We start from the raw sequence: 23,885 nt of genomic DNA on the forward strand, positions 1-23,885 counted from the left end.
CACGCGCCCCGGTGTGGGGGGAGGAACGTCTAGAGGTCACCGAAGGTGTCGTAGCGGATGTGCGGCGGCGGCACCTCGTCCGCGGCGAGCACCCGCAGCGTGGAGCGGACCATCCGGGCCGAGCCGGAGACGTAGCAGTCGTGCGTCGTCCACGGGCCGTACCGGGCCACCACGTCCGGGATGTCGCCCTGCTCCCCGTCGAAGTCCGGCTCCTCGCTGCACGCCGGCGTGACCGACAACCACGGGTGCACGGCCACCAGTTCCTCCAACCCGGCCAGGCCGTACAGGTCCGCCGCCTGCCGGGCGCCGTAGAAGACGTGCACCCAACGGGTCCGGTTGTAGGTGGCCAACTCCTCGACGAGTGCCTTGATCGGTGCCAGGCCGACCCCGCCGGCCACGCACAGGACGTCCCGTTCGGAGTTGCGGTCCAGGGTCATCGACCCCATCGGCGCCGCCACGCGGAGCAGCTCACCCGGCCGGACGCGACGCACCAGCGCGCCGGACAGCCAACCGGCACCGGGCGACCGAACGTGGAACTCCAGCAGGTTCTCGTCGTTCGGGGCGTTCGCGATCGAGTAGTTCCGCCACACCCGGGGGTGGTGGCGCGGAGCCTCCAGGCTCACGTACTGCCCGGCCTGCCACCGCAGCGGATGCTGCAGCGCCCGACAGGTCAGCACGGCGGTGTCCGGGCCGTACCGCTCGTGGGTCAGCACCTCGGCGTGCCAGAACGGCGGGTCGTCGTCGGCCTTCGCGCCGGCCACCATCAGGGCGGTGATCGCCGCGTACGCCTCCCGCCACGCCTGGTCGTACTCAAGGTTCCAGCCGTCGCCGGCGGTGCTGCGAAGGGCGTCCAGCAAGGCGACTCCCATGGTCGCGTAGTGCGAGTCGTCGACGTGGTACTTGCGGTGGTCGCGGCCCAGCGCCCGCAGGAACTCGTCGAAGCTCTCCGGGTCGTCGACAGTGTGGATCGCCGTGATGATCGCTTCCAGCAGGCGGTCGCCCTGGCCGGTCATCTGCACCGGGAAGAGGTGCCGCAGGGCGGGGTCGAGCAGGAACAGCCGGGCGTAGAAGTGCCCGCTCAGCCGGACCCGGTCGTCCTCGACCAGGGCCCAGCTCTCCTTCAGCAACCGCGCGAGGTTGTCCACGGGGTGCTCCTTCTCCTGACGGCAGCGGATCGGGCACCCATAGAATCTCCACGGAGAGTGTCGACCGGTCGCACAGAATGTGCGATCGGCTCATGCTGGCCGGTCGGCCGTGTCACGGGCGCCACCCGTCGGGCAGAGTGGTGCGGTGACCGTTGAGCTGTCCCGCCCGGTGTCCCGCCGACTGCTCGGCACCGAGACGTTGCTGGTCCTCGGCCTGTCCCTCGGCCAGTCCGCCGTCTACGCGGTCGTCTCGATCATCGCGAAGCTGACCGCTGACGGCCCGCTCTCCAAGCAGACCGCCTCGCTGAACACCTCGGCGTCGTCCCGACCCTGGCTGGACCTCACCTACCAACTCCTCGGCATCGTGTTCGCGCTGCTGCCGGTGCTGCTCGCCGTACACCTGCTCAGCCGGGACCCCGGCGACCCGGCGCGGACCCTCGGCCTGGACGGCCGGCGGCCCGGTCAGGACCTGGCCCGGGGTGCCGGCCTGGCGGCGCTGATCGGCCTGCCCGGGTTGGCGCTGTTCTGGGTGGCTGCCCAGTTGGGGGTCAACGCCACGCTGGTGCCGGCCGCGCTGCCGGACCTCTGGTGGACGGCCCCGGTGCTGATCCTCGCCGCCGTGCAGAACGCCGTGCTGGAGGAGGTGATCGTGGTCGGCTACCTGGTCACCCGGCTACGACAGCTCCACTGGCGGCTGGCGGCGATCATCGCGGCCAGCGCGCTGCTGCGGGGCTCCTACCACCTCTACCAGGGCTTCGGCGCGTTCGTCGGCAACGCGGTGATGGGCGTCGTGTTCAGCCTCTTCTACCTGCGCACCCGCCGGGTGATGCCGTTGATCGTCGCGCACACGCTGCTCGACGTGTTCGCCTTCGTCGGCTACGCGTTGCTTCCCCGGGAGTGGTTCGACTGGCTCTGACCGGTCGGCCGCTTCTGGCTGGTCAGCGTCGCGTGGGCCGGTAGACGGCCGCCGCGCGGGCGGCGAGCCGGTCGGCCGCCGCCGCGTCGCCCAGCGCCGCCGCGAGCATCGCCGCGCCCGGCAACAGGCGTGCCACCAGCCGCAACGCCACCCAGCCGCCGGCCTGTGCGGTGAGTGGGGCGGCCAACCGCCAGGCGGCCTCCGCCGCCCGGGGCCAGCCTCCCTCGACGGGGTCGGACGCCTCCTGCGCGGCCGCCAGTGCCGCCTCGGCGCTCGCCGAGTCCGGGTGGACCTGGGTGAGCACCAGCAACTCGACGGCCCGGTCGGGATGCGCCGGATCCCTCCCGTACGCGGCGGCCAGGTGCAGCACCAGATTCGCGTGCGTCCACAACACGGACGTCAGCTCCGCCACCGGCGCGAACAGGCCGGCCAGCGCCGCCGCCGCCCCGCCCGCGCCCGCCGAGCGGACGAACCGCCGGGTGGCCAACCGGGCCAGGCCGTCCGCCGACGCGTCCGGATACCGGTTCCGCAGCCGCGCGGCCCACTCGGCCGCGCCGGGCCCGAGCGCCCGCACCGCGGCAAGAGCCAACAGCTCCGGCGCGAACCCCGGGTGGTCGAGCACGCGCGTGGCCACCGCCCGCAGGTCCGCTTCCGGGGTACGCCCCGAAGCCGGCACCGCCTGCTGCTCGGCGGGAGGTTCCGGTGCCGGGTGCTGCTCGACCACGGGTGCCGGGCTGGCCTTCTTCGGCGTGGCGCTCTTCCGGGGGGCCACCGCCCGCTTGGCGGGGGTCGCGGGGCGCCTGGTCGGTGCCGGTGTGGGCGGCGTCACCTCGGTGGCCGCCTCCGTCGCCTTCCTGGTGGCTGCCTTGCGGACAGGGGTGGTCCGGGCCTTCGGCGCCTGGTTCTTCGGTGCCTGGACCTCGGACGCCTGGTCCTCCGACGCCTGAGCCTTCGGTGTCCGGGCCTTGGGTGTCCGGGCCTTGGGTGTCGCGTCGCCGTCCGGCTCGGCGCTCGGCGGTGTCGGCTGCTCCGCGGTCACCTCGGCGCTCGGTGGTGTCGGCGTCTCGGCGTTCGCGTCGCTGGCCGTGGCGGAGGCGTCGCTGGTCGGCGTGCTCGGAGCGCGCCTCGGCCGCGGAGGTAGGGCGCGGTCCGGCTCCGGTGGCTGAAAGAGCACCGGTGGGGCAGCCTTCGCCCGTCGAGGACGCTGGCTCGTCGGGGCGGCGGCCGGCGGTGTCGTCTCCGCGGACGGCTCAGCGGGCGGGGCGGGCTGCTCGGCGGCGACCGGCGGCGTGAAGGTGGCTCGTGGGGAGCGTCGACGCGCCCTCTCAGCAGGCTCTCGACGGGTCGGCTCGCTCGGCGGCTGCTCCTGCATATCGATGGAGCGTAGTCCTGATCACCCCGTCGCACAGCGCGAAAACACGGGGGCGGGCGGACCCGGTGGGCGTACCCCGGAAGTCGTTTTGCTCCCGGTGGGTGGTGACCTGTATCCTCGGGCGCGGTGGTCTGAGGATCACCAGGGAGACTTCGCCTAGTCTGGTCTATGGCGCCGCACTGCTAATGCGGTTGGGGTCTTAAAGCCCCTCCCGGGTTCGAATCCCGGAGTCTCCGCGCGAAAGCCGGGTGTGTATGCTGGCTGAGCACGAGCGCCCGTAGCTCAATGGATAGAGCATCTGACTACGGATCAGAAGGTTAGGGGTTCGAGTCCCTTCGGGCGCACAAACGATCAAGGCCGTGACCTGTGGAGACAGGGTCACGGCCTTTTTCTTTTCCCGCTTTCGGTCAACGCTGCGTGGATCTCGCACCTGATGGTCACGGTAGATCTGACCTTGCCCGGCAAGTGCACACCACGGGCGGGCGAGATTCGGCGCGATAGGTGGCTGCGGGTTGTCGTAGGCGATCCGGATCAGCCGGGGGCGGCACCGAAGGTGGGCCGTCGCGAGGTGTTCTCCGCGGGCCGAGACGCTGCCTTTCGGCCGGTCCGGCCCGCGGGCCCGGGGCGGGCCCGCAAGGCCGTGGCCGACGAGTCAGTCGCGCTGCTTGGCGGGCATGTGCAGCGGGACTCCGAATCGGTTGAAGGCGTTCATCAGGGCGACTTGGACGACCAGGGCGCCGAGTTCCTCGTCGCTCATGATGTCGCGGACGCCGGCCCAGATCTCGTCGCTGACGCCGTGTTCGGTGAGCTTGGTCGCGGCCTCGGCGTACTCGAGTGCCGCCCGCTCGGCCGGGGTGAACAGCGCCGATTCACGCCACGCGCTGAGCTGGAGGATGCGGTCGAGTTTCTCGCCCATGTCCAGGGCGTCGTGGCTGTGCAGGTCGATGCAGTGCACGCAGTGGTTGAGCTGGGAGACGCGCAGCTTGATCAGTTCACGCAGGGTGGGATCGAGTGGCGAGGTGAGGATGGCCTGGTCGGCGGCGTACAGCGCTTTGGCCGCCTTGGGTGCGGCTGTCCGCAGGTCGAGGCGGGGCTGGCCGGTGTGCGCTGGCGTGGTCATGGGTTTCTCCTTGGTGCGGGTCGGTGGTCAAGCGTGGATTGTGGATCTAGGCGGCCTGCGCGGCGGACCAGTCTTCGAAGGTCGTCCGGCCGATGCGCATGACCTCACCTCTCATTGCGGATAACTTTTGTCCGTGATTATATCCGGATATTTCTTGTCCGAGTCAAGTAGGGTGTGACGGTGAAGATGTCTGGTGGGGTCGAGTGGGGGCTGCACTGCTGCGTCGTGCTCAGCGCGGCCGACGAGCCCGTCGTGGCGGCCAAGCTCGCCGACCTGCACGACGTATCGCCCACCTACCTGGCCAAACAGCTCCAACTGCTGTCGCGGGCCGGCCTCGTGCGTGCAGCGCCGGGGCAGTCGGGCGGCTATCTGCTTACCCGGCCTGCGACCGAGATCACGGTGCTCGACGTCGTCGAAGCGATCGACGGATCACAGCCGGCGTTCCGGTGCACCGAAGTGCGCCGGCGTGGACCGATGGCCATCCCCCCGGAGCGGTGTGACACGCCGTGCCCGATCGCGCAGGTCATGGATTCCGCCGACCGGGCCTGGCGCGAATCCCTGCGCGCGGTCACCATCGGCGCGCTTGCCGCCACTGTCACCGCCACCACACCCCGCGAACTGCTCGACAGCGCCCGCGCCTGGCTCTCCGCTTAGTGTCACCCTGAGAGAAAGCCTGCCTGAATAGCCGCACCAGCGCTGGTCGCGTTCCACAAGTAACCGCAGTCCGCAGCGCGTGACATCGCCAGCACCCCGCGTTGCGGTTATGGAGTACTGTCTATCGCGGCCGTCTTTCCGGGGGTGCGCGGATGGGTTCTGACGCCGACGAGAGCACCCCGACACCGCCCGCGGTGCGCAACCAGATCACCGATGGCACCGTCTACGGTTCCGTGGTTCAGGCCGGCACGTTCAACGGACAGATCCATCACCATTACTCGAACGATCGTCGGCCGCTCGACCTGCTCGCACTCCGGCTGTGGCTCGACCGCGTCGCTGAGGACTACCGCGTGCTGGTCGCGAAGACCCAGGACCCGGCCGGCGCCGTACACCTTCGGCAGGTGGACCTGGTGCGGGCCGGGCTGGCCCCGGACGCCGACACGGGTGCCCGGGGGCGAGGCGGTCCGTCGGAGAATGAGCGGCACCGGGACGTGATCCGCCGCCTCGTCGTGGCCGGCATCGTCAGCTACCTTGCCCGGCCCGGTCCGGCCCCGGACGAGCCGTTGCCCGAGCAGATCCTCCTCGACCTGATCGTCTTCTCGCTGTGGCCGGTGGTGACCGCCAGAAAGTTGCCGCCGGATTGGCAGGGCGACCTGGCGCAGATGACCTCGACCCGTCTCGCGGCGCTCGTCGAACGTGAGCGGGACAAACGTCAGCCTGTCGCCGAGACGTTCGCACGTGCCGTGGCCAACCGGTCGTTCTCCCCGGCCATGGTCACGCTGTTCGACGACCTCGCCGATCCCCAGCGCGGCGGCGGGCTGCTGACGGCCATGGCGGTCGCGGGTGGCCTGCCCGCCCCACCGACCGGACGGCGGGAGGGCAAGCGCGTCGCGGCCTGGATGCTTGCCGTCGCGGGTGGTACCGCGCTGGCCACGACGTTGACGAATCCCCACTCCGGTTACGTACGGATCCTCGGTGAGGTGGCCGGTGGTCTGCCCATCGCGCCGCACGAGCCGGTGCGCCCGGCGGACCTGGCGCAGCTCGTGGACTGGTTGCTCAACTGATGGACACCTCGGCCGGCCTGCTGGTCGACGCGGCGCTGCTCACGTTGAAGGTCATTTCCGTCGGTACCACCGGCCTGTACCTCGCCACTCTGGGCAATCCCGCGGAGTTGCGGGGAGCGGCGTGGATCATCCGTTACCTGAATGCGGCGCCTCCGACCGCGATTTTCCGGTGGCGGTCCGATCAGGGGTACGAGGTCGTCGTCTACAACGCCGCCACCGACGCGGAGGACGTGAAGCCCGCGCTGTTCAAGCCGGCCAGGTGGTCGCCGACGTACCTGCTGTGGCCGAAGAGGCGCCCGCAGCCCAGGAAAGTCATGGTGCGTGCCGCGCTGCACGCGTTCGTCCTGCGGCTGATCTTGTTCTTCTGTTTCTTTCTCGGTTCGTTCTGTCTGCTCGGCTGGCTGGCCGTCACGGAAAGCCCGCGCTGGCTCGCCGCGATGGCGGTCCTGGCCGTCGACCAGTGGGCCTTCGCCCACAGCGACATGTACTTCGTGTGGCACAGGTGGTGGCTCTTCGCGGTGGTCGGCGCGGGAGTGTGGGTCTACCTCCAGGGCGGCACGTCCGAGACGATAGCGGTGTGCGGCGTCGGCGTTCTGGTCGTGCTCACCATCCTCGGCCGATCGTATTTCGCCAGGAACTGGCGGTTCCACCAGATGCGTGAGCTACAGGTCGGCCCATTCGACCCGAGTCGTCGGCGGAGGCTGAAGTGAGTAGGAGTCGGTGGTGGGCGGCGGGTGCCGGTCTCAGCGTGTTGCTGATCGGCTTGGGCGTCTTCCTGGTGCGCGTCGGGCTGGAGGACGCCAACCAGTGGGCCAGCGTGTTCGGACTGTTCTTGAACATCGCAGGCTTCGGGGTAGCCGTCCTCGGCGCGGTGCAGGCGCGGCGCGCGGCCACGCGAGCGTCTGCGCCGGTGGGTGGAGGCGACGACACGACGAACCGAATCCACGGCGGGAAGTTCACCGGCGCGGTAACCCAGGGACGCGACATCTACGCGAGTGTGGATGTGCCGTCACCGACGCTGCCCGAGGCCGGGCGCGCGCCGGAGACCGGTTCGGTGTCCAACCACATCGAGGGGGGCACCTTCGGCGGCCCGGTGATCCAGGGCCGGGACGTCGTTCTTCCCCCACCTGCCGACCGCCGAACTGATCCATCCTGAGCGCGCAGGCCAGCCAGGAGTGTTCCCGCCGTTCCCGTTGCCGCTGGACCTGCGGTCAGGATTTGTCGGCGACGAACGTGCCGCGCCCGGTGAAGGTGACGACGAGCCCTCGCTCCCGTAGGAGCCGCACCGCCGAACGGACGGTGCCGCGAGCCACGCCGTACTCCTGCTGCAAGGTGGCTTCGCTCGGAAGCGGCTGCCTCGGCTTGAGCTTTCCGCTCTCGATCTGCTTGGCGAGGAGATCCGCGAGCTGGATGTAGAAGGGGACCGGGCTCATCTCGTCAACCATGATCGACACGATATGGATGCGCTGAACGAGCTAGGCGGAGGGTACAGGCAGCCTGCCCTGGCCGGGCTGGACAGGATGGACAGGCTGGCCTACCTTGGTTGATGAGTCCGCAGCACTCGTAGGAGGCGTGCCGTGAAGCTCTCCCCGTGGCCTTTCCGCAATGGCCTTCTGCCCGAGGGGCGGGTGCGGTGAGCATTCCGTTCGTCGTGGAGCTGTCCTGGACGGTGCTCGACTACCACCGGGTGCAGAGGTGCAGCCGCTGCCACCCGGACGGCTGGTGCCCGCGGGTCGCCGTAGCCCGAGCGCGGATCCTGGCCTGGCGGCGGGCGGTGTGTCGTGCCCCCATTCGAGAGTGGTGACCTCCTGCACATCACCCGAGCGGCGAGCGTGCAGTTCTCCCGGCCGTTCCACTTCCGCCTTATCCGCGTTTTGGCGGACCGTGTCACGTACGACGGTTGGGCCTGGATCGAGGGGTACGAGCTCGACGCGCGGGGCGAGGCGGTGGCCCGGCGGGAACTCTTCGTCCAGCCGTCCGGCCTCCGGATGCTCTCCCGTCATCCCGCAGGCGGCCGCAGGCAGCGGTGAGCCGGCGACCGGGTACGCCCGTACCCGGGCCGACGCGGCCTGGCCTGAGGCCGGACACCCGCCGTCCGCGCCCGGTCGCGCTGGTCACCGGGGGTCGCCCTCCGTCGCGCCGGACCTGTCCATGACGGTACGGGTGAAGGGGCGCGGGAGTGCCGTTCGGAGGTGCCGTCCCTCGTGTAGGCGGCAGGGGTTAGTCCGCCGGGGCGACGCGTCGGATCCGCCGCACGTCGGTGATCGTGATACCGACCAGCACGGCCGCGCTGGCGATCATGGTCAGTACCGGCGCCAGCATGGTCAGCACCGGCGTCGCGGCGAGCAGCAGCGCCAGCCAGGCCAAGCGGGTGGGCGGTAGCTGGTTGAGGAGTACGTACTCCGAGCCCATCCGTCCGAGCACGAACAGGACCGGCCCGCCGGCGATGAGGAGGACCCAGCTCCACGGGGTGGCGCCGTGCGGGTCGTGGAGCACGAGATCCACGCCGCCGGAGGTGGCGATGACACCGGTCACCACGCAGGTGTAGACGTACGGGGCCAGCTCCACCGACGCCTGCGGACGCCGGTGCGCCGACCGGTCCACGAGCTTGTTGCTCTGCAACGCGTAGATCTGCCAGAACAGCAGCGCGGTGACGAGCGCGGTGAGGAACGCGACGGCACGCGCCGGGGTGTATGTGGCGCGGCTGAACCTCAACGTGGACATCAGCGCCAGTTCGCCGAGAGCGAGAGTGGCGATCTGCTGGTAGCGCTCCCCGAAGTGCACGCTCAACCGGCTGTAGTGATCGGTGGGTATTCGGCCCCGTAGGGGCGTCGGATAGCGCAGCGCGGCGGCCAGGTAGTCGACAGCGATCGCGCCGGCCCACAGACCGGTACGCCAGGCCGGCCCGGCGAGCCCGCCGGCGAGCCACAGGATCCCGGAGAGGCCGAACCAGAAGAGGAACCGTTGCTCCCTGGCGTGTGCGCGCTGTGGGCGCAGCGCGACGATCAGCAGGAGCCCTCGGAGCAGATGGATGCCGACGTACGCGCCGGCGAAGAGCAGCCCGCGCCCGCCGTAGGCGGCCGGTACGGCGACCGTCATCAGGGCCACGCCGAACACCGTGCCGGTGACCACCCCCTGGAGCGCCCGGAGTTGGGGGTCGTAGAACTCGGTGGCGTTCACCGTCGTCGACCAGGTCCACCAGGCGGCCAACAGCAGGATGAAGGTCTGTCCCAGCCCGCCCCAGCTGGGATTCCTGGCGAACTGCATGGAGAGCTGCGCGAACATGGCGACGTAGAAGACGTCGAAGAACAGCTCCAGGAGCGTGGCGCGATTCGACGATCCGGGGTTACGTCGCGGCCCGGTCGGGTCTCTGCTCGTCATCGGTTCGCCGTTCCCGCCGCGCCTGCTGCCGACGCTCGCCTGTCAGGTCGAGGCGACCCCGAGATGACGCCGTGACAGTCACGGTCGAGGGCTGGCCGCACACGGCGATCAACGAGCGAGCTTGCCCGGAAGTTGCCCGCCGGACGAGCGGGGGGTGGTGGCCTGCGGGTGTTCGACGCGGTGCGATCACGTCGCGCCCGGCGCGGTGGCAGTCATCGATGTTCCCAGCACATTACGTCTTGACGAACGACATGTTATCGCTCACAGTCGATGCCTAAGGACGACGAGATGCTGGCTTCCCGGGCAAGCCCTGCTTCGTCGATCTCGAATCAGGCGTGCGTTGGGGCATCCAGGCGTCTTGTTAACGCTAACGCTGGGATGTCTGGTCCCGGCCACGCGTCGCGGTGGGCCCAGCTCCGGGCAGGCCGTTCGGCTCTTGGTCATTTGAGGAGGATCATGTCTGCCCTAGATAGGTCTCCGTCGATCGCGCCGCCCGCGCGGCGGCGCTCGTGGCTGCCCCGGCTTCTCGCCGCCGGCGCGGCGGCGGTGCTGGCCGGTGGTGTCGCCGTGGCGGTGGTGCAGTCACCCGCCGCGGCCGCGACCGTCGACACGAGCGCGTGGTACGTGTTGGTGAACCGCAACAGCGGTAAGGCCCTGGATGTGTACAACCTGGCCACGAACGACGGTGCCCGGATCACCCAGTGGACCCGGAACAACGGCAACCAGCAGCAGTGGCAGTTCGTGGATTCCGGTGGTGGTTACTACCGGTTGAAGTCGCGGTTGTCGAGCAAGGTGCTCGACGTGTACCAGCGGTCGACGGCCAACGGTGCGGCGGTCGTGCAGTGGTCCGACAACAACGGGACCAACCAGCAGTTCCGGTTGGCCGACTCGGACGGCGGCTACGTCCGGTTGATCAACCGGAACAGCAACAGGGTGATGGAGGTGCAGGGCGCCTCGACCGCCGACGGCGGGAACATCGTGCAGTACGACGACTGGAACGGCGCCAACCAGCAGTGGCAGCTCGTCCGCGTCGACGGGGGCACCCCGCCCACCACCACGCCGCCGCCGACCGGCACCTGTGACCTCCCCTCGTCGTACCGGTGGTCGTCCACGGGCGCGCTGGCGCAGCCGAGGTCCGGTTGGGTGTCGCTGAAGGACTTCACCGTCGCGCCGTACAACGGCCAGCAGCTCGTCTACGCCACCACGCACGACTTCGGGTCGAGCTGGGGTTCGATGAACTTCGGGCTCTTCAGCAACTACAACCAGATGGGCTCGGCCAGCCAGAACGCGATGAACTCGGGAACCGTCGCCCCGTCGCTGTTCTACTTCGCGCCGCGCAACATCTGGGTGCTGGCCTACCAGTGGGGTGGCCCGGCGTTCTCGTACCGGACCTCCAGCGACCCGACCAACCCGAACGGCTGGTCGTCGCCGCAGACGCTGTTCAGCGGCAGCATCTCCAACTCCAACACCGGCCCGATCGACCAGGCGGTCATCGGTGACGACCAGAACATGTACCTGTTCTTCGCCGGTGACAACGGCCGGATCTACCGGGCGAGCATGCCGATCGGGAACTTCCCGGGCAGCTTCGGCTCCAACTACCAGACGATCATGACCGACACCACGAACAACCTCTTCGAGGCGGTGCAGGTCTACAAGCTCCAGGGCCTGAACAAGTACCTGATGATCGTCGAGGCGATCGGTTCGCAGGGCCGCTACTTCCGCAGCTTCACGGCCACCAGCCTGGGTGGTTCGTGGACGCCGCAGGCCACGTCCGAGAGCAACCCGTTCGCGGGCAAGGCCAACAGTGGCGCCACCTGGACCAACGACATCAGCCACGGTGAGCTGCTGCGGACCAGCGCGGACCAGACGATGACCGTCAACGCCTGCAACCTGCAACTGCTCTACCAGGGCCGTTCGCCCAACTCCAACGGCGTCGACTACGGGCTGCTGCCGTACCGGCCGGGTCTGCTGACCCTGCAACGCTGAGCCGGGTCTGCTGACCCTGCGACGCTGATCCATGGAAGGGGGCCCGCGACGGACGATTCCGTCGCGGGCCCACCCATGAGGAACGACCAGTTGGGCGGGCCGCCGCCACCCGATCGTCACCCCCGGTGGATTAGCGATCGTGGATAGAATCGGGCCGTGGCTCGTGAATACGACACCCAGCTCATCGAGTCGGTCGCGGTCCGCCGTGCCCGAATGCGTGAGCTGCTGCTGTGGGGCAGGCAGCGTCGCGTCCGGGCCACCGGTGACGGGTTCCGCTGGTTGCGGATCGGGCTCGTGTTGGCGGCCGTGGCCTGCGCGGGGTGTGTCGGCTGGTCCTTCCTCAAGGGCGTGATCGCCGACCAGCAGAAGGCCCGCAACCCACCACCGGCCCAGTCGGAGGGGCCGCGATGACCCAGACGCAGCCCTCCGCCGGCGCAGGCCAACTCAGCCGGGTGACCCTGGCCGGGGTGCGTCGTCGTATCGACCTCGTGCTGCCGGCCGACGAGCCGCTGGGCCTGCTGCTGCCCGAGATCGTCGTCATGGTCGGGCACCAGCCGGTGGACGATTCCCGGGGCTACCAGATCAGCACCCTCGACGGCACAGTGCTCGATCCGGCCGGCAGCCTGCGACAAGCGGCCGTTCCCGATGGGGCGATGCTGCGGGTCGACCCGATCTCCGAAGCGCCGCCGGCGGCGATCGTGCACGACGTCGCCGACGAGGTCGGCGACGACCTCGCCCGGCGGCACGGCCGATGGGGGCTCGCCCCACGAATGTGGACCGCCACCGCCGTCTGCCTGGTCGCCGCCGGCCTGGCGGCGGTGCTCGCCGCCCCGCAACTCGGGCCCGTGGCGGTCAGCGTGGTCGGGGGCGTCGTCGCGCTGACCGGCCTCCTCGTCGGGCTGGTGGGCAGGCGGGCCGTCGGGATCGCGGCCCTGCTCAGCGGTGCCGCGATGACGATGACCATGGTGCCCGGGCTGACGAGCGGGGGCACCCTGCGCTGGGCGCTCTGGGCCATCGGCGTCGGCTGCATCGTCATCGGCGTGGGCGCGGTGACGGGCAACCGCCGTGCTGGCGTCCTCGGCGGTGGCACGCTGCTGACCCTGGTGGCCGGTTGGGGCGTACCCCTGGCGTTCGCCGTGCCCGCCGAGCGCGTCGCGGCGGTGCTGACGGTCGTGTCCGTGGGAATGCTGGGGTTGCTGCCCCGGATCGCGATGATCGCGTCCGGGCTCACCCGCCTCGACGACAGACGGAGCAACGACGAGTTGGTCAGCCGCGTCGCGGTGGTGGCCGCAGTCGACTCCGCGCATCGTGGGCTGGCCGTGGCGACGCTGGCGACGGCGACGTCGGCGGCCCTCGGCGGCCTGGTCCTGGCCGCCGCAGCGGGCCCCTGGGTCCTGGTGTTGGCCGCACTGGTGGCCGCCGCTCTGCTGCTGCGGATGCGGGCGTTCCCGCTGACCGTCGAGGTGGTGGGGCTGGTGGCTGCCGCGCTGGTGATCGCGGGCGGCCTGCTGACGCGCTGGGCACGGGACGCGCCCGGCGTGTGGTGGGGCCCGGCGCTCGTGGCGCTGGCCTTCTGCGCGGTGACCCTCGTGATCCTGGCCTACCGGCCGCCGCCGCACGCTCTGGCCCGAGCCCGGCAATACGCCGACCGCGTCGAGGCGCTGACCGTGATGGCACTGGTCCCCGTCGCGGTCGGGGTGTTCGGGCTCTACTCGCGACTACTCGACACGTTCTGATTGAGGCGGTGGCATGAGTGCTCCACCGGTTCCCGGGCCGACCCATTCCGGGGGGCACGGACCGCACCCACCACAGCGGCGGGTGACGGGAGGCTCGACCACCCCCGCAGCGGCTCCCCGCCCGTCGTCGGCGCCGGCCCGACCGGCTCCGACACCTCGGACGCCCGGGGAACCGGCGAGGTCGGAGGCGGACGACCTGTCCCTCGTGCGGCGCATCCTCCCCGGCGACCCGGCACTGCGGCGACTGTGGCGCACCGCCAGCCGCATGTTCACCAGTGGCCGGGCAACCCGGGAACTCGCCGACCTCGCGGCCGAGGTGCAGGTGCCGGTGCACACCGGCCGGCGCATCGCGGTGGCCTCGGTGCACGGTGGGGCGGGAAAGACCACGGTGGCCGCGGTGTTGGCGTCGGTCTTCGCGACGCGACGAGCGGATCCGGTGCTCGTCGCCGACGCCGACCCGTACGAAGGGTCGCTGACCTGGCGACTCGGCGCGCCCGGCGAGCCGCCTCTGGAACGGCTGGCGCCCCACCTGGTCGCCGCTCGGGGCGGCGACCTCCGCGCTCTCGAGCCGCTCCTTCCGCGTACCGGAACGGGTTTGTGGGTGTTGCCGAGCGGCACCTCGAACCCGACGCTGTGCAGCGAGGTGACGCGGGCGCTGTCGCGGCTCTTCGCTGTCGCCGTCGTCGACTGCCCGCCCGGTCTGGAGTCCCGCACCGCGGCGGCGGCCATGGCCGACGCCCACTCGGTGGTGCTCGTCGCCGCGGGCACACCGGACGGGGTCCGGGCCACCTACCAGGCGCTGCGCCGGATCGTCGACGGCGGGTACGGGGCGTGGCTGGCCCGGGTGGTGGTCGTCCTGAGCACCAGCAACCCCGACGGGCGCACCGCGCTCCTCGGCGAGGCTGCCCGCGAGCTGATCGAAGACACCGGCGTACCGGTGGTGGTGTTGCCCTACGACCGTCACCTGGCGGGCGGCGCGCTCATCATGCCGTCGCGGCTCGGCGAGGCGACGCTCGTCGAGGCGACCCGCGCGGCCGGCCTCGCGCTGGCCACGGCCCGGCGGATGTGACCGGAGGACGCCCCGATGTCGACGCGTATGGTGCACCGCCCGACCCGGGCCGCAAGGCCGATCTCCACAATGGAACCAGTGGTGCTGGACGCGCCACCGCAGCTCCCCGACGGCCGATCCGCGGTGGGGCTCCAGGCGCTGCTGCCGATGGCCGGCGCGGGCGTGGCGATGAGCATGATGATGTTCCTGCGCGGCTCCGGTTTCGCGGCGTTGGGCGCGGTCGTCATGGTCGTCGCGCTGGCCGCAGCCGGGGCGATGTACCTCACCCAGCTCGGTAAGGCCGGTCGGCAGCGCCGGGTGCAGCGCGAGCGGTACCAGGACTACCTGGAAGAGCTACGCGAGCAGCTCCGCGAGGACGAGCAGCGGCTCCAGGAGCAGGCGACGGTGCTGGACCCGCCGGTCAGCCGGCTGCTCGACGTGATCCGCAGCCCGGCGCGCCTGTGGGAGCGTCGTCGCGCGGACATCGACTTCCTGCGGGTACGGGTGGGCATGGGCGCGCTACCCGTGCGGCCGATCCAACTGCGTGAGCAGAGCACCCCGACCAACCCGCTCGACCCCTTCATGCGGCACGAGGCGCAGTCGCTGATGCGCCGATTCGAACTGACGCCGGGGCTGCCGCTCCGGGTCGACCTGGACTGCGCCGGCGATGTCAGCGTGATCTCGCCGGACCGGCACGAGGTGGTGGCCCTCGCCAGCGCCATCCTCGTCCAGGTCGCCGCGTTCCACGCCCCGGACGACGTGACGCTCGCCATCGTCACCACGCCGGAACGGGCGATGAGCTGGCAGTGGGCGCGTTGGCTGCCGCACCTGCTCGACCGGTCCTCGATCGGTCCGAGCGGTCCGACGCCACTGCTGGTCACCGCACCCGAGACGCTCGCCGAGCTCCTCGCCGGGGATCTGGAGGAGCGGGCCACGAGCGCGCTCAAGTCCTTCCGCCACAACGCCGGACGGGCCGAGGCCCGTACGCGGTCGCGGCTGTTGGTCATCGACGACGCCCACGGCCAGGTCGCCCGCGCGCTGGCGAGCCCCGACCAGTTCGTGGGCCTCGGCAGCCTCGGTGTCACAGTGGTCCACCTGCTCGCCGACCGGCTGCACGAGCCCGGTGACATCTCCCGGCGGATCACCATCGACGGCGGTTCGCTCGTCCTGGAGGATCTCACCGCGTCGCCGCCGACCACACTCGTCGGCACCGTCGACGAGGTGCCGGTGCCACTGGTGGAGGGCCTCGCGCGGGGGATCGCACCGCTGCGACTGTCGGCCGACTCGTACGACGACGGCACCGGCACGCCGCCGGCCGACTTCCAGGACCTGCTGGGGTTGTCCGATCCCACGAACCTGGACCTGGCCACACTGTGGCGGCCCAGGGGCGAGCGGGACTTCCTGCGCGTACCGATCGGTGTCGACCCGGTGGGACGCCCGGTGTTGCTCGACCTGAAGGAATCCGCGCAGCTCGGCATGGGCCCGCACGGGCTGTGCGTCGGCGCCACCGGGTCGGGCAAGAGCGAGTTGCTGCGGACGCTCGTCCTCGCCCTGGCGGCGAGCCACCCGCCCGAACGGTTGGCGATGGTGCTCGTCGACTACAAGGGTGGGGCGACGTTCGCACCGTTCGCGGAGATGCCGCACGTCTCCGGCCTGATCACCAACCTCGTCGCCGACGCCGCGCTGGTGGAACGGATGTACACGAGCCTCGACGGTGAGGTGCAGCGCCGCCAGCAGTTGCTCGCCGACGCGGGCAAGGTCACCGACATCGTCGAGTACCACCTGCTGCGCGCGGTGCAGGGCGAGCGCAGCACCCTGCCCCCGCTGCCGCACCTGCTCGTGCTCATCGACGAGTTCGGCGAGCTGCTCGCCGCGAAGTCGGAGTTCATCGACCTGTTCCTCCGGATCGGGCGGATCGGCCGGTCCATCGGGGTGCACCTGCTGCTGTCGAGCCAGCGGGTCGAACAGGGCAAGATGCGCGGCCTGGAAAACTACCTGGCCTACCGTCTCGGGTTGCGCACCCTCACCGAGATGGAGTCGCGCACCGTCCTCGACACCGTCGACGCGTTCCAGCTGCCGCCCCTGCCCGGGAACGGGTACCTGAAGGTCGACGTCTCGATCTACCAGCGGTTCAAAGCCGCCTACGTGTCCGGCCCGCTCACCGACGGCGCCGACGCCGAACTCGCCCCGATCGTCGGCCCGATGGCGAAGCCGATGCCGGTGTTCGGCACCGTCCGCCGGGACACCGACGACGACGTCCCCGAGGAGCCGAAGGCGACCAGACGCACCACCGGCCCGACGTTGCTCTCGACGGTGGTCGAGCAGATGGCCACGAGCGACCAGCGCGTCCAGGCGATCTGGCTGCCGCCGTTGCCGCCCGCCCTCACCCTCGACCAGGTGGCCGACGGGATCCGCAGCACCCCCGAAGGGCTCCGGCTGGACATCGCCGGGCAGTCCGGGACCGGCCTGCGGGTACCACTCGGACGCCTCGACGACCCGGCCCGTCAGTGGCAGGGTCCCTGGCTGGTCGACCTGGGCAGCAGCGGTGGCAACGCACTCGTGCTCGGTGGCCCCGGCACCGGCAAGACGACAGCGCTGCGCACCCTGGCGCTGGGGCTGGCCACCACCCACCGTCCGACCGACGTCGGCATCTACGGCATCGACCTGCTGGGCAACGGGCTGGCGGGCCTGGTCGGGTTGCCCCACGTCGGCGGCGTCGCCAGCCGCGAGGACCGGGAGCGCATCCGCCGCACCGTCGACGAGGTGCACGCCATGCTCGCGCAACGCCAACGGATCTACACCCAGCACCAGTTCGACACCATCGACGACCTCCGGGCCGCCGACGAACACGTACGCGCGGAGGTCGGCTGTGTCGACGTGGTGCTGCTGATCGACGGGTACGGCCAGCTCAACACCGAGTTCGAGAGCCTCGAACCCAAGGTGCACGACCTGCTCGCCCGAGGCGGCCGCTACGGCATCCACGTGGTCGGCACCGCCCGGCGGTGGAACGAGGTTCGCGCCGCCCAGCAGGTTGCCTTCGCCAACCGCATCGAGCTGCGGCTCACCGAGCCCGCCGAGTCCAGCATCGACGGCAGGCTGGCCCGGGGCATCCCGTCGGACCAGGCTGGTCGGGCGCTGACCAGCGGCAAGCTGTTCGCCCAGATCGCTCTACCGCGCCTCGACGGCCAGCCGGATCCAGCCAACGCCGGCCTGGTAGCAGCGGCCGAATCGGTACGGGGATCGTGGTCGGGGCCACTGCCGCCACCCGTGCGGGTGCTCCCGGCGGTGCTCCCGCTGGCCGACCTCGCCGACACGCCCGCCGGGCACGGGGTGGTGCCCTTCGGCCGGTTCGAGAGCGACTTCACCCCCGCCGTGCTCGACCTCTTCGGTCAGGACCAGCACTTCTTCGTCCTCGGCGATCCCCGTACCGGTAAGACGAACCTGTTGCGGCTCGTGGCCGAGGAGTTGATGGGGCAGTACTCACCCGACGACCTGGTGTTCGCCGTGTTCGATCCCCGTCGAGGGCTGGCCGACGTGGTGCCGGACGCCTACTGCGGCGGCTACGCCACCAACGCGACGCTCGCCCAGCAGCTGTCGGCAGCGGTGTGCGAGGAACTCGCGAAGAGGCAGCCCTCCGATTCGGCGCGGTCGCGGATCGTGCTGCTCATCGACGACTACGACATCCTCGCCGCGTCGGCCAGCCAACCGCTCGGCGCGTTCGTCCCCTATGTGGCGGCCGCGCGCGACACCGGGCTGCACGTCGTGATGACACGTCGGGTGGCCGGCGCCTCGCGCGGCCTGTTCGAGCCGTTCCCGCTGGCCGTGCGCGAGGCCGGTTGTCTGAGCCTGCTCATGTCCGGTGACCGCACGGAGGGGCAACTGTTCACCGGGGTCCGGCCGACGGTCCTGCCGGTGGGGCGCGGGCAGCTCATCCGCCCAGGCCACCCCCCACGCATGACGCAGACCGCATACCTCGGCGAGACCAAGGAGCACTGATGACGTACGACACGGTGGCCCTGTGCCGCTCCGAGCCCGACGCCGCCACGATGATCGGCGCCCTGGTCACTGCCGGTTCCGACCTCAAGATGGACACCGTCGACTCTGCCGGTTTGGTGCAGTTGTTCGACAGTGCCGACGGTCGGTTGTTGCTGACCGTCGAGACCGCGCGCCTGGTGCAGGTGCACGGGGAGGCGGAACGGTTGCTCGGTGTCACGCTCGACGACTCCTTCGGCGACAGGGTCTGGTGGGTGGAGAGCCGGGCACCGGGCGGTGACCCGCGGGCCGCCGACGTGGCCCGCCGCTTCACCACAGCACTGGTATCGACAACGGGAGGACTGACATGGGTGGACCGATGACCGGCGTGACCGACACGATCACCGACCGAGCCGTCGTCCTGCACCAGAACCGTGCGGTGGTCGGCCTCTCGCCGTGGCTCGCCGAAGCGGCCGTCGACGCGGTCCGCAACGGGTTGCTGCTCCAACTCGTCACACCGGCCGACGGCTCGATCACGTACCCGCTCGAAGTGATGCTGGCGCAGGCACAGGGGCAGTGGGTGGTGCGCGCCGGCGACCAGTACCGCGACGGGCTCACCGGGTTGCCCCTGCACTGGGACGGCCGACTCTTCTCGGCGTCCAACGGGTCGTCCACCGGTGGTCCGCTGCCGACCGCCGTACCCTGGTCCGGCGGTCTGGAGATCCAGATCGTCACGCTGCACCCGGCCACCGAGGCCCTGGACCTCGGCGCCAGCACCGAGGCCGCCGTACGCGCCCTCACCGGCAACGATCCGGTCGGGTGGGGCGTCGCCGAGCCGGTCACCGAGCGGTGGTCGCGCCGCGAGCTCACCACGTTCTGCCGTACGCGGGCACCGGCACCATCCAGCGTGGCGATCGTCGGCGGGGAGCGACGTTCGGCGCTGCTCGGGGTCCTGACTGTCGAGCGGGTCGACGTCGGCGTCCGCGAACAGCTCAGACTCGCCGGCCCTCCGCTCTCGGAGGTCGACGAGGAGACGGTCGAGGCGCTCGCCGAGACGTTGGCGACAACGGTGCGCAGCATGATCGTGACCGTGCACCCGGGCCGATCCGGCGGGCTGCGGTCCAGCACGCCGAGCCTGCCCGCACTGCCGTTGGGCATCCTGGTGGGCCGCCAGGAACAGGCGCTCGACTCCGAGCCGGAGGTGGTTCCGGGCCGGGCGCTCGGCCGGGGCGCGCGCCGCGCGTGGTGGTACAGGGTCGACAGAGGGCCGGGCGCCCCGTACGAGAACCTCACCGCCGTGTTGCGCAGGTACGGCCTGAGCACCGCCGGCCAGGGCGCCGGCTGACCGACTAGATCGGTTCGCCGGGCGGCAGTGACCCCTGCCGCTCGGCACCGGGCGTTCAACCCTGCGCGACGTAGCTTTCGATCGGCGTGCCGTCCTCGGCCCAGCGCTGGCAGTTCAGCATCCTGCCCTGGTCGTCGAACTGCACCCGGTTGGCAGGGTTGCCGTTGCGGTGCCACTCCTCATGGACGCCGACAGCCGTACCGTAGCGCGCGCTGCCCTCGGCCCTGCGCTCGCCGCTCGGATACCACTCGGCGGACGGACCGTCCTCAATACCTTTGAAGTAGGTCGTCACGGCGATGATCTGACCCTGCGGCGAGCGCTCGACGACCTCGCCGGTGAACAGCTCGCCCTGGTAGGTCACCCGAAGGTCGGTTTCGGTCTCGACCTCGTCGTACTCGACTCGCACAGTGCTTGCTCCGGGATGATCAGGGCCCATGACGATGCGGTGCTCGATCCCGGGAAGCAGCCCGCCGACCCCGACGGCGCGCTGTTCCCCGACTAGATCGGTTCGGGTGCGCGGTCGATGAACGAGCTGACACTCTCCGCCTCGGCACGGGTCTTCTCGTGCAGGCCCGGCTCGTTGGCCAGGCGATCGAAGTAGCCCTTCTCGTCGGGGCCGCCGAGATCGAGGATCGTCGGAATGGTGATGATCGTCAGGCGCCACTGCAGACGAGGAGTCGCCTCCTTCAGCAGGTCGACCACCCGGGCTCGTTCCGACTCGTCCAGGTGTTCGGGCCCGACCTGGCGGAGCCACCGGACCAGGCTCTCGGTCGCCCCCTGGAGGATGAAGAAGGCCCAGGACCGACCGACGCGGTCGACGACCTCGTCCGGCGGTGTTGTCCAGGTCGCGTCGAAGACGTCCTCCGCGTCCAGGTACGCCTCAGCCCAGTCACGGACCTTCTCGGGCGTGACGTCGGCGAGGGTCGGCATCGACTGCTTGAGCCTCGCGTACAGGATGAACCAGTAGTCGTCGAAGAACGCCCGGGGAAGACCCCAGTCGGTCTCGTCGCCGTATCGGTCCTTGACGTCCACCAGGTAGGCGAGACACAACTCCAACGCCCGTACGGCCTCAGCCCGCTGCTGCGGGTCGGGCGGCAGCTCGCGCGTCGCCCTGCCACGCTCGACGGGATCCGCCAACCGCCATGGAACTGGCAGAGCGGCCAGCAACTCGGGGGCAACCCAGGGACCGGTCACAGGAAATCAACTCCGTAGGGCCTGAGGAAGTCACGCGCCGCGTCGAGGTTCGGCAGGTGCTCGGCGAACCAGGCACCGGGCTTGCGCATCGGATGTGCCGGATCGACCGCGGCCCGCTCCACGGCCTGGTGCAGTGCGGTCAACTGCTCCCCCGACAAGGTACGCCCGCCGAACGTGATCGGTACGTTCTGGGCGGCGAGCCGTTCGATCGCCATCTGCGGCGGGTCGTTGCCGGTGCGGCTGAAGAGCCCTGTCCAACCGTCGTCGGTGCCGACCCGGATGCTCACCTCCCGTCCTGGCGCACCGTCACGCCAGTCGAGCATGCGCTCCAACTGGGCGGGGTCCGATCGGAACTTGTTCGCGACGGTCTGGGCGTTGGCCTTGACCTCGACCACGTGCACGTTGCCGTCGGCGGTCTGGTAGACCAGATCGGCTTCGGGGATGCGGCCGGTGTCGACGACCGTACCGTTGCCGAGGTTGACCCGTTCGCCGGCGACGACGTTCAGACCGATCTTGCTGCCCGGTGCCAGATCCCCGCTCTGGAGCACCTCGTTGGCGGCGCGCAACTCCGTCGCCGCGCCATCGAAGGCGGAGCGGTCACCGTTCAGGTTGTCGAGCATGTCCCGGAAGATGTCCGCCTGCCTGTCGACACCGCCCGCCAGCCGCCCGGAGTCCTGAAGGTCCATGAAGTCGCGGGCGGCCTGGTTGGCCATGCCGTCCGGCAGGTCGGTGCGGGCGAGCAGGTTCTCCACCTGTGCTCTCGCCGCAGGACCGAGCCGATCGGCCTGGTCGAGCAATCGCTGCTGCTCGTTCGGGGTGAGGTCCCGGCCCCGATCTGGGTTGACTCCGTCCGGCCCGTTCGCATCGGGTGTGTTGCCCTCGGGCACGTTCCCGCCCGGGGTGTTGCCGGGGGTGGTGTCGCCCGGGGTGGTGTCGCCCGGCGTGTTGCCAGGGGTGGTGTCGCCCGGGGTGGTGTCGCCCGGCGTGTTGCCAGGGGTGGTGTCGCCCGGCGTGTTGCCGGGAGTGCTGTCGTCCGGCAGGTTGCCCGGCGGCGTGTTGTTGTCCGGCGCATTGCCAGAGGGCGTGTTGCCCTCCGGCACGTTCCCACCCGGGGTGTTGCCGGGGGTGTCGTTCGGGACGTTGCCCGGGGTGGTGTCGTTCGGGACGTTGCCCGGCGGCGTGTTGTTGTCCGGGACATTCCCGGAAGGCGTGTTGTCGTCCGGCAGGTTCGTCGCTGGCGGGTTGTCGTCCGGAACGTTCCTGACGGGTGGGGTGTCCCCCGGGACGTTGGTGCCGGGGCCGGGGTTGTTGCCTCCGGGGCCGTTGCCGCCGTCCATGTTCATCTGATTGCCGCCGCGCTCGTTCGGCATCTCGACGTCGAAGCCGCGGGTGGTGGGTACGTCGCCCGCGATCGCGGGCACCAGCCCGAGCTGCGGAATCTGGATGTCGAACTTCTTGGCGAAGTTGATGGCGACCTCACCCACGGTGGGGAGGTTGTCGAGCCAGTTGCCGGCGCGGACCAGTCCGGCGCTGATGCGGGCGGCGGTCGCGCTGCCCCGGATGCTGTTGACGGCAGCGCCCGCGCCGCGCAGACCGGAGGCGGCGCCCTTGGTGCCGACCACGGCGGAGACGACGTTGAATACGGCGAGGCCACCGGCCCTCGACTTGTCCTCACCCCACATGTCGTAGGCGATGATGGTCTTACCCGCGTTGAGCAGGAGGTTGCCGGCTTCGCGTTTCTCCATGAACGGCATGCCGACGGTCTGGTCGATCACGATGGTGACCGGGTTGATGTAGATGGAGACCGCCCACACGAACTTGCCGAGACCCAGCCAGGACTGACCGGCGGTGCCCCAGCTCCACTCGCCGGTGGTGGGGTCGCGGCCGATCAGCGCACCGAGGTCTCCGAGCATGGTGACGAAGCCCTCGCCGATGCCACCGAAGAACGCGCCGACGTCACCGAGGAAGCCCCGGTCGTGTTCCTCGGTGCTGCCCCAGGGCAGCGCCCCGTCCTCACCCGCCGCGGCGTTCAGGGTGTTGGCGTCGAAGCCGTACTCGCCGTCTTCGACTGTGCCGTCGGCGTTGTCGGCCCGGTACTGGCGGCCACCGTAGAGGGCGTTGATGGTGTTGGCGCACTTGCGTTGCGCTTCGAAGAAGGCGGCGACCTGCGTGTTGACCGCGGAGATCAACCCGTTGTGCTTGTCGACCTTGCCTTCGTCCTCGCGCCAGTCCTCGTCGCCGTTGGTGGAGGCGACGAACTGTTCGGCTTGACCCTTGAGTGCGGCGAGCTGGGCCTTGATCTCCTTGACCTCGCTGGCGTACGTGGCCAGGGCGGTGCCGACGGCCTGGACGTCCTCGCCGACCGACGCTGACACGGTGCGGATGGGGCCGGAGGCGGCGAACAACTGTGCCGCCTCCGGCGCCTTGTAGACCGCAGCCAGCCCCTGCCAGGTGGTGTCGACCGCCTGGCCGGTGTTGGCGAAGTCGACGCCGGTCGTCTTGATCGTTTGTGCGTGGGTGGCCAACAACTCCATGTTGCCCGGGATCTGCGGAATCTCACCCGGATTGATCATCGTGGCACCGCCTGACGGCCCGGGCCCGGCATCGTGGTCGACGGGTCGGGGGCCGCCGAGGCGCTGCGCTGCGCGTTTGCTGCCATGTCCAGGTCACCCTGGACATAGGCGTTCGTCGCCTGTGCCGCCGCATTCATACACGCCCCCGTGCGAGTGAACACGAACTCAAGGTCCTTACGGATCGACTCCACGAAGCCCTGAAGCGCCTGCCCGACGATCTCCGAACTCGACTGGACGGCAGAACCCTCCAGCGCCGAATTGAAGCTCTTCATCTGCCCCTCGAACGGGGCAGCTGCGGCATGCGTGCGATTCAGGACGTCACGCACTCCACCGGGGGAGATATCCCAGGCGCTCACGCTAGTGCTCCCTCGTCAACACT

General features: G+C 70.3%; 23 protein-coding genes and 2 tRNA genes. 16 read left to right on the forward strand and 9 right to left on the reverse strand.

Annotation, left to right across the window (positions count from 1 at the left end; translation table 11 throughout):
* Nucleotides 1–29 precede the first annotated feature (29 nt).
* A complete protein-coding gene (locus GA0070612_RS06895; protein ID WP_088987165.1) occupies nucleotides 30–1,145 on the reverse strand; it encodes a globin domain-containing protein in 1,116 nt (371 codons plus the stop codon).
* Nucleotides 1,146–1,290: 145 nt separating this feature from the next.
* Between GA0070612_RS06895 and GA0070612_RS06900 the strand changes: the two genes are divergently transcribed.
* Nucleotides 1,291–2,061, forward strand: coding sequence for a CPBP family intramembrane glutamic endopeptidase (locus GA0070612_RS06900; protein ID WP_088987166.1), 771 nt, complete (start codon nucleotides 1,291–1,293; stop codon nucleotides 2,059–2,061).
* A gap of 22 nt (nucleotides 2,062–2,083) precedes the next feature.
* Here the strand turns inward: GA0070612_RS06900 and GA0070612_RS32425 are convergent, their stop codons facing one another.
* Nucleotides 2,084–3,433 (reverse strand): hypothetical protein, encoded by a 1,350-nt coding sequence (locus tag GA0070612_RS32425; protein WP_231924490.1) that lies wholly within the window; start codon nucleotides 3,431–3,433, stop codon nucleotides 2,084–2,086.
* 145 nt (nucleotides 3,434–3,578) lie between these two features.
* On the opposite strand from GA0070612_RS32425, the gene GA0070612_RS06910 reads away from it, so the two are divergent.
* Both GA0070612_RS06910 and GA0070612_RS06915 read left to right on the forward strand, forming a co-directional pair.
* Nucleotides 3,579–3,669, forward strand: a tRNA-Ser gene (locus GA0070612_RS06910).
* 35 nt (nucleotides 3,670–3,704) lie between these two features.
* A tRNA-Arg gene (locus tag GA0070612_RS06915) sits at nucleotides 3,705–3,777 on the forward strand.
* Between the two features lie 308 nt (nucleotides 3,778–4,085).
* Here GA0070612_RS06915 and GA0070612_RS06920 read toward each other — a convergent pair.
* The gene (locus GA0070612_RS06920) at nucleotides 4,086–4,553 is read right to left on the reverse strand and encodes a carboxymuconolactone decarboxylase family protein (RefSeq protein ID WP_088987167.1); all 468 of its coding nucleotides are present in this window, start codon (nucleotides 4,551–4,553) and stop codon (nucleotides 4,086–4,088) included.
* A 186-nt stretch (nucleotides 4,554–4,739) separates the two neighbouring features.
* On the opposite strand from GA0070612_RS06920, the gene GA0070612_RS06925 reads away from it, so the two are divergent.
* The 4 genes from GA0070612_RS06925 to GA0070612_RS06940 all read left to right on the forward strand — a co-directional run bounded on the left by GA0070612_RS06925 (nucleotide 4,740) and on the right by GA0070612_RS06940 (nucleotide 7,427).
* Complete coding sequence (locus tag GA0070612_RS06925; protein WP_088991320.1) at nucleotides 4,740–5,207, forward strand: RrF2 family transcriptional regulator; 468 nt, start codon at nucleotides 4,740–4,742, stop codon at nucleotides 5,205–5,207.
* Nucleotides 5,208–5,359: 152 nt separating this feature from the next.
* Nucleotides 5,360–6,271 (forward strand): hypothetical protein, encoded by a 912-nt coding sequence (locus GA0070612_RS06930; RefSeq protein ID WP_088987168.1) that lies wholly within the window; start codon nucleotides 5,360–5,362, stop codon nucleotides 6,269–6,271.
* Nucleotides 6,271–6,981 (forward strand): hypothetical protein, encoded by a 711-nt coding sequence (locus GA0070612_RS06935; RefSeq protein WP_088987169.1) that lies wholly within the window; start codon nucleotides 6,271–6,273, stop codon nucleotides 6,979–6,981. Before GA0070612_RS06930 ends, GA0070612_RS06935 begins: the two co-directional genes overlap by 1 nt.
* Before the next feature lie 38 nt (nucleotides 6,982–7,019).
* On the forward strand, nucleotides 7,020–7,427 hold the full coding sequence (locus GA0070612_RS06940; RefSeq protein WP_088987170.1) for a hypothetical protein: 408 nt from the start codon (nucleotides 7,020–7,022) through the stop codon (nucleotides 7,425–7,427).
* Nucleotides 7,428–7,482: 55 nt separating this feature from the next.
* On the opposite strand, the gene GA0070612_RS06945 is transcribed toward GA0070612_RS06940, so the two are convergent.
* Nucleotides 7,483–7,716, reverse strand: a complete 234-nt coding sequence (locus GA0070612_RS06945; protein WP_088991321.1) for a GntR family transcriptional regulator — start codon at nucleotides 7,714–7,716, stop codon at nucleotides 7,483–7,485.
* Between the two features lie 188 nt (nucleotides 7,717–7,904).
* Here GA0070612_RS06945 and GA0070612_RS31335 point away from each other — a divergent pair, with 188 nt between their 5' ends.
* Entirely contained in the window at nucleotides 7,905–8,075 is a 171-nt protein-coding gene (locus GA0070612_RS31335; RefSeq protein ID WP_157742435.1) for a hypothetical protein, read from the forward strand.
* Nucleotides 8,053–8,301: a hypothetical protein gene (locus GA0070612_RS06950; protein WP_088987171.1), complete on the forward strand. Its 249-nt coding sequence runs from the start codon at nucleotides 8,053–8,055 to the stop codon at nucleotides 8,299–8,301. Before GA0070612_RS31335 ends, GA0070612_RS06950 begins: the two co-directional genes overlap by 23 nt.
* Before the next feature lie 190 nt (nucleotides 8,302–8,491).
* Here GA0070612_RS06950 and GA0070612_RS06955 read toward each other — a convergent pair whose 3' ends face one another.
* Nucleotides 8,492–9,652 (reverse strand): low temperature requirement protein A, encoded by a 1,161-nt coding sequence (locus GA0070612_RS06955; protein WP_088987172.1) that lies wholly within the window; start codon nucleotides 9,650–9,652, stop codon nucleotides 8,492–8,494.
* 456 nt (nucleotides 9,653–10,108) lie between these two features.
* On the opposite strand from GA0070612_RS06955, the gene GA0070612_RS06960 reads away from it, so the two are divergent.
* The 7 genes from GA0070612_RS06960 (at nucleotide 10,109) to GA0070612_RS06990 (ending at nucleotide 19,739) form a co-directional block, all read left to right on the forward strand.
* Nucleotides 10,109–11,638 carry a non-reducing end alpha-L-arabinofuranosidase family hydrolase gene (locus GA0070612_RS06960; protein WP_088987173.1) on the forward strand — a complete coding sequence of 510 codons (1,530 nt, stop codon included), beginning with the start codon at nucleotides 10,109–10,111 and terminating at the stop codon, nucleotides 11,636–11,638.
* Nucleotides 11,639–11,794: 156 nt separating this feature from the next.
* On the forward strand, nucleotides 11,795–12,049 hold the full coding sequence (locus tag GA0070612_RS06965; RefSeq protein ID WP_088987174.1) for a hypothetical protein: 255 nt from the start codon (nucleotides 11,795–11,797) through the stop codon (nucleotides 12,047–12,049).
* On the forward strand, nucleotides 12,046–13,374 hold the full coding sequence (gene eccD, locus GA0070612_RS06970) for a type VII secretion integral membrane protein EccD (protein WP_088987175.1): 1,329 nt from the start codon (nucleotides 12,046–12,048) through the stop codon (nucleotides 13,372–13,374). The genes GA0070612_RS06965 and eccD overlap by 4 nt, the downstream gene beginning before the upstream one ends.
* Nucleotides 13,375–13,579: 205 nt before the next feature.
* Nucleotides 13,580–14,443, forward strand: a complete 864-nt coding sequence (locus GA0070612_RS06975; RefSeq protein ID WP_197699319.1) for a MinD/ParA family ATP-binding protein — start codon at nucleotides 13,580–13,582, stop codon at nucleotides 14,441–14,443.
* Between the two features lie 15 nt (nucleotides 14,444–14,458).
* Nucleotides 14,459–18,418, forward strand: a complete 3,960-nt coding sequence (gene eccCa, locus GA0070612_RS06980; RefSeq protein ID WP_088987176.1) for a type VII secretion protein EccCa — start codon at nucleotides 14,459–14,461, stop codon at nucleotides 18,416–18,418.
* Nucleotides 18,418–18,777, forward strand: coding sequence for a hypothetical protein (locus GA0070612_RS06985; RefSeq protein WP_088987177.1), 360 nt, complete (start codon nucleotides 18,418–18,420; stop codon nucleotides 18,775–18,777). The genes eccCa and GA0070612_RS06985 overlap by 1 nt, the downstream gene beginning before the upstream one ends.
* On the forward strand, nucleotides 18,774–19,739 hold the full coding sequence (locus tag GA0070612_RS06990; RefSeq protein ID WP_197699320.1) for a DUF6177 family protein: 966 nt from the start codon (nucleotides 18,774–18,776) through the stop codon (nucleotides 19,737–19,739). Before GA0070612_RS06985 ends, GA0070612_RS06990 begins: the two co-directional genes overlap by 4 nt.
* Nucleotides 19,740–19,794: 55 nt before the next feature.
* On the opposite strand, the gene GA0070612_RS06995 is transcribed toward GA0070612_RS06990, so the two are convergent.
* From GA0070612_RS06995 to GA0070612_RS07010, 4 genes are all read right to left on the reverse strand, one after another.
* A complete protein-coding gene (locus tag GA0070612_RS06995) occupies nucleotides 19,795–20,145 on the reverse strand; it encodes a toxin-antitoxin system YwqK family antitoxin (protein WP_088987179.1) in 351 nt (116 codons plus the stop codon).
* A 92-nt stretch (nucleotides 20,146–20,237) separates the two neighbouring features.
* Complete coding sequence (locus tag GA0070612_RS07000) at nucleotides 20,238–20,933, reverse strand: hypothetical protein (protein ID WP_088987180.1); 696 nt, start codon at nucleotides 20,931–20,933, stop codon at nucleotides 20,238–20,240.
* Nucleotides 20,930–23,506, reverse strand: coding sequence for a hypothetical protein (locus tag GA0070612_RS07005; RefSeq protein ID WP_088987181.1), 2,577 nt, complete (start codon nucleotides 23,504–23,506; stop codon nucleotides 20,930–20,932). Before GA0070612_RS07005 ends, GA0070612_RS07000 begins: the two co-directional genes overlap by 4 nt.
* On the reverse strand, nucleotides 23,503–23,862 hold the full coding sequence (locus tag GA0070612_RS07010) for a DUF6507 family protein (protein ID WP_088987182.1): 360 nt from the start codon (nucleotides 23,860–23,862) through the stop codon (nucleotides 23,503–23,505). The genes GA0070612_RS07005 and GA0070612_RS07010 overlap by 4 nt, the downstream gene beginning before the upstream one ends.
* Nucleotides 23,863–23,885: the final 23 nt, after the last annotated feature.

The sequence above is a fragment of the Micromonospora chokoriensis genome (genome assembly GCF_900091505.1).
GTDB lineage: Bacteria > Actinomycetota > Actinomycetes > Mycobacteriales > Micromonosporaceae > Micromonospora > Micromonospora chokoriensis.